Consider the following 4653-nt stretch of genomic DNA (forward strand, 5'->3'; position numbering starts at 1 on the left):
ACGAACATGATGTGGTGATGAGCGGGCTCACCCTGACGCGACCGATCAATTATCAGCTTCTGCGAATTGTGCCGCCGCCGGGCGTGACGATCGATCCGCGCAAACGGCCGGTGGTGGTGGTCGATCCGCGCGCCGGCCAGGGACCAGGGATCGGCGGATTCAAGTCAGAGAGCGAGATCGGCGATGCGCTGAATGCCGGCCATCCGGTATATTTCATCGCTTTCAGCGCCGAACCGGTGCCGGGCCAGACCTTCCTCGATGTGGTCGAGGGGCAGGTGACTTTTTTCGAGCGTGTGGTCGAGCGGCATCCTGAGGCGTCGCTGCCCTTTGCAATCGGCAATTGTCAGGCCGGCTACCAAACCCTGATGGTCGCGATGCTGCGACCCGACCTGTTCGGGCCGTGCCTGGTGGCGGGGTCGCCGATGTCGTACTGGCAGGGCGAGCATGGCAAGAATCCGATGCGCTATTCGGGCGGATTGCTAGGCGGCAGCTGGCTGACCGCGATGACCAGCGACCTCGGCAACGGTAAGTTCGACGGCACCTGGCTGGTGATGAATTTCGACGCGCTCAATCCCGCCAACTGGCTCTGGGGCAAGCAATATCAGGTCTATGCCGGCATCGATACCGGAGCCGAACGCTATCTGACGTTCGAAAAATGGTGGGGCGACTTCATCGAATTGAATGGCGGCGAGTTACAGTTTCTGGTCGATAACCTGTTCATCGGCGACAAACTGACCCGAAATCAGTTGCAGTCGAGCGATGGCACCGTGTTCGACCTGCGTAATATCACCTCGCCGATCATCGTGTTCACCTCGGCCGGCGACAATATCAGCCCACCCCCGGAAACCCTGGGTTGGATTCTGGATTTGTATCACGATGTCGATGATCTGCGTGATACCGGCCGGACCATTGTTTATTCATTGAGCCAACACATCGGCCATCTGGCGTTGTTTGTTTCGTCCAAGGTGGGGGCAAAGCAGGACGAGGAATTCGTGCAGCTGATGGACCTGATCGATTGTCTACCCCCTGGCCTGTATGAAATGGTGATCGAACCCCGGCCAGTCGATGTCGCCAAGGGCGATTTCGTGACCGGCGACTGGATCAGCCGGTTCGAGCCGCGCGGCTTCGAGGCCATCAGGGCCGTCGGGCGCAACAGCCCAGCCGATGATCGCGCGTTCGCCGCCGTCGCCCGGGTATCGGACATCAATCTCACGCTCTACCGGGCAACGATGCAGCCGATCGTCCAGGCGTTGGCCACCCAGCCGATGGCGGCACTGGCCCATCGGCTGAACCCGCTCCGGCTCAGTTACACGATGTTCGCCGACAGCAATCCGTGGATGAACGCGGTCAAGGAGATGGCACCTACCGTCGCAGCGTCGCGCAAACCGGCATCCGCCAACAACCCGTTTTGGGCGTTGCAGCAGCAGGCATCGGACCGGATCATTGCGATGCTCGACGGCTATCGCGACGCCCGCGATCAGGCGGTCGAAAAAGTGTTCTTCGGCATTTACGGCTCGCCCGTGGTGCAGAAACTGCTCGGGATCGATCCCGATACCGCGGTTCGGCCACGGCCCGCGACCTCTCCGGGCAAGCAGGTGCGGCGACAGGCCAGACTGGCGCTCTATGAAACCAAACTGGCAACCGGCGGCTTCGATGAAGCGCTGACCCGCGCGGTGCTCTACGTGATTGAAGCGGAAGGCGCGCTCGATCAACGCAGCGCGCTCGCCCTGAACCTGTCCCGCCGCAAACTCATGCATTTGTCGCTCGCCAATTTCAAGACGATGGTGCGCGAACAGTACTTTGTCCTATTGCTGGAACCGCAACGAGCGATCGACGCTCTGGCGTCGCTAGTGCCGCAACCGGACCAGTGGCGCGACCTGCTGGCACAGGTCAATGCCATCATCAGTGCGGGTGGAAAACAGAACGCCGTGGCCCGCGATCGCCTTGCTCTTCTGGCACGGATAGCGCCGACAGCCCAGGTTGGCGAACAACTTTCCTTTAACCCAGGACGCCCCGCCTGACCTAGGAGACCACGATGTCGGCAACCATCGCACCACCCCCAGAACCGAACGTCCACGGAACCAACGCCGAAGCTGGACTATCAAGTAGCGATGCCAGCGCCCGGTTGAAACAATTCGGCCGCAATGCCATGCCCGACACCACCGAGCATTTTTTGCCCCGACTGCTCGCTAAGTTCTGGGCACCGGTGCCGGTGATGTTGGAAGCTGCGATTGTGCTGCAGATCGTGCTGGGAGACTATGTTGAGGCCGGGGTGGTCGCAGCGCTCCTGGTGTTCAACGGTGCGCTGGGGCTGATGCAAGAAGGGCGCGCGCAGGCGACCCTGGATGCGCTGAAGTCCCGGTTGGCATTGAACGCCTCGGTGCGGCGCGACGGGACCTGGAAAATCATCCCCGCGACCGATCTGGTACCCGGCGACGTGGTGAAGCTCTCGCTCGGCAGCGTGGTCGCCGCCGATGCCAAGCTCACCAGTGGCGAAGTCCTGCTTGATCAGTCCATGCTGACTGGGGAATCGGTGCCGGTCGAAGCGGGGCCTGGGCTGCAAACCTATGCCGGTGCCCTGGTGCGGCGCGGCGAGGCGGTGGCTGAGGTGACCGCGACCGGTGTTAAGACAAAATTCGGCCGTACCGCCGAATTGGTCCGGGTCGCCCATGTCATAAGTTCGCAGCAGAAGGCGGTGCTGCGAGTGGTACGCAATCTGGCCGGGTTCAACGGGTTGGTGACCCTGTTCCTGATCGCCTATGCGCTCTACATTAAAATGTCGGTCCACGAGATTATTCTGCTGGTCCTGACCGCCATTCTGGCCTCGATCCCGGTCGCCCTCCCCGCCACCTTCACCCTTGCCGCCGCAATCGGCGCGCGTGCCCTGGCCAAGCTGAATGTACTGCCCACCCGGCTGTCGGCGGTCGATGAAGCAGCGACGATGACGGTCCTCTGCGCCGACAAGACCGGCACGCTCACCCGCAACGAGCTGAAAGTTACTACGATCACCCCGATGGCAGATTTCGACGAGGCCCATGTTCTGGTGCTCGCCGCCCTCGCCAGTTCCGATGGCGGGCAAGACCCAGTCGATGGCGCGATCCGCAGTGCGGCGCAGGACAAATCGATCACCGACGCGCCGCATCTGGTCAAATTCATCCCGTTCGATCCGGCAACCAAGATGTCCGAGGCGAGCGTCACCGGGACCGACGGCGCGTCGCAGCGCGTTGTCAAAGGTGCCTTCGCCGCAGTGAGCCGCCTGACCCAGCCGATGCCCAGGGCAGCCACTGCTGCGGAGGCCCTCGAAGGCAAGGGGTTCCGGGTGCTCGCGGTCGCCTTTGGTGCAGCAAAGGCCATGGGCTTGGTCGGACTGATCGCGCTCAGCGACCCGCCGCGTGAAGACTCCGCCCCCCTGATCACGCAACTGAAAGCCCTCGGCGTCCGCACGGTGATGGTGACCGGCGATGCCCCGGCGACCGCCGCGATCGTCGCCCATACCGTCGGACTCGATGGACCGACCTGCCCGGCCGGCGCGATCCCCTCCGACGTCCGCCCGGAAAGCTTCGCAGTGTTTGCCGGTGTGCTGCCCGAGGATAAGTACAAGCTTGTCAAGGCATTCCAGAATGCCCACCACACAGTAGGCATGTGTGGCGACGGGGCCAACGATGCCCCCGCCCTGCGTCAGGCCCAAATGGGCATTGCCGTATCCACCGCAACTGATGTCGCCAAATCGGCGGCCGGGATGGTGCTGACGTCACCCGGTCTTGCCGGGATCGTCGCGGCGGTCAAGGAGGGCCGCGTGACCTTCCAGCGAATCCAGACCTACACACTGAACACGATCGTCCGCAAATTGGCAACGGTGCTGTTTCTGGCACTCGGCCTGCTGATGACCGGCCATGCCATCCTGACGCCACTGCTGATCGTGATCTATCTGATCACAGGCGACTTCCTATCCATGTCTTTGACTACCGACAATGTCTACACGTCACCAATCCCGAATATCTGGCGCATCGGCAGCCTGACCATCGCAGGCATCATCATGGGGTGCGGACTACTGATATTCTGCACTCTGGTTGTCGCGGTCGGCATTTACGGCCTTGATCTTAACCTCGGCGCGATCCGAACCCTGGCCTTCCTGGCGCTGGTCTTCGGTAGCCAGACCTCAATTTACGCAATCCGAGAACGCCGCCACTTCTGGCAGTCCCGCCCGAGCCTGTGGGTAGGCGGTTCATCCGTAGCCGCGATCGCAATCGCCACTGTCATGGCAATCTCCGGCCTCGCCATGACCACCATATCCGCCCCCCTCGTCATCACCATCCTGGCCGCCGCCATCGTATTTGCATTGCTCCTCGACACAATCAAAATTCCGATCTTCGCCCGCCTCGGTATCGTCTGAAACGATCGCGGTAGGGACGCCCATTACTGGGCGCCCCCCGCACAGATCCGTACGGGCGCGATTCGCGCATACGGCTCCCACCTTGGGTGTTTGACGGCGAAACGATCGCGTGGCCATGGATGAAGGATACGCGGTTTCGGGAGCCAGTCGTTGGCCGCATTGCCTCGCCTGAAAAGCTCCCGAAGCGTGACCTGTTGCCTCACATGGCTTTGTCAGGTTGACGTCGTCATCGGCTGCCCGTAGCGATTTCGCATGATGGA

2 protein-coding genes are annotated in these 4653 nt (G+C 62.0%); both read left to right on the forward strand.

What is annotated here, in order from left to right; all coding sequences use genetic code 11:
- Positions 1-2021, forward strand: a 2021-nt coding sequence (locus tag ACP5E6_RS16295) for a DUF3141 domain-containing protein (RefSeq protein ID WP_427955864.1), incomplete at its 5' end; no start/stop codon positions are given.
- Positions 2022-2035: 14 nt separating this feature from the next.
- Entirely contained in the window at positions 2036-4393 is a 2358-nt protein-coding gene (locus ACP5E6_RS16300; protein ID WP_427955867.1) for an HAD-IC family P-type ATPase, read from the forward strand.
- Positions 4394-4653: the final 260 nt, after the last annotated feature.

This window comes from Acidiphilium sp. (assembly GCF_049977125.1).
GTDB lineage: Bacteria > Pseudomonadota > Alphaproteobacteria > Acetobacterales > Acetobacteraceae > Acidiphilium.

Excerpts from the sequence above, each read along its gene's own strand:
- ACP5E6_RS16300 (WP_427955867.1), top strand. The coding sequence starts at position 2,036 with ATGTCGGCAACCATCGCACCACCCCCAGAACCGAACGTCCACGGAACC.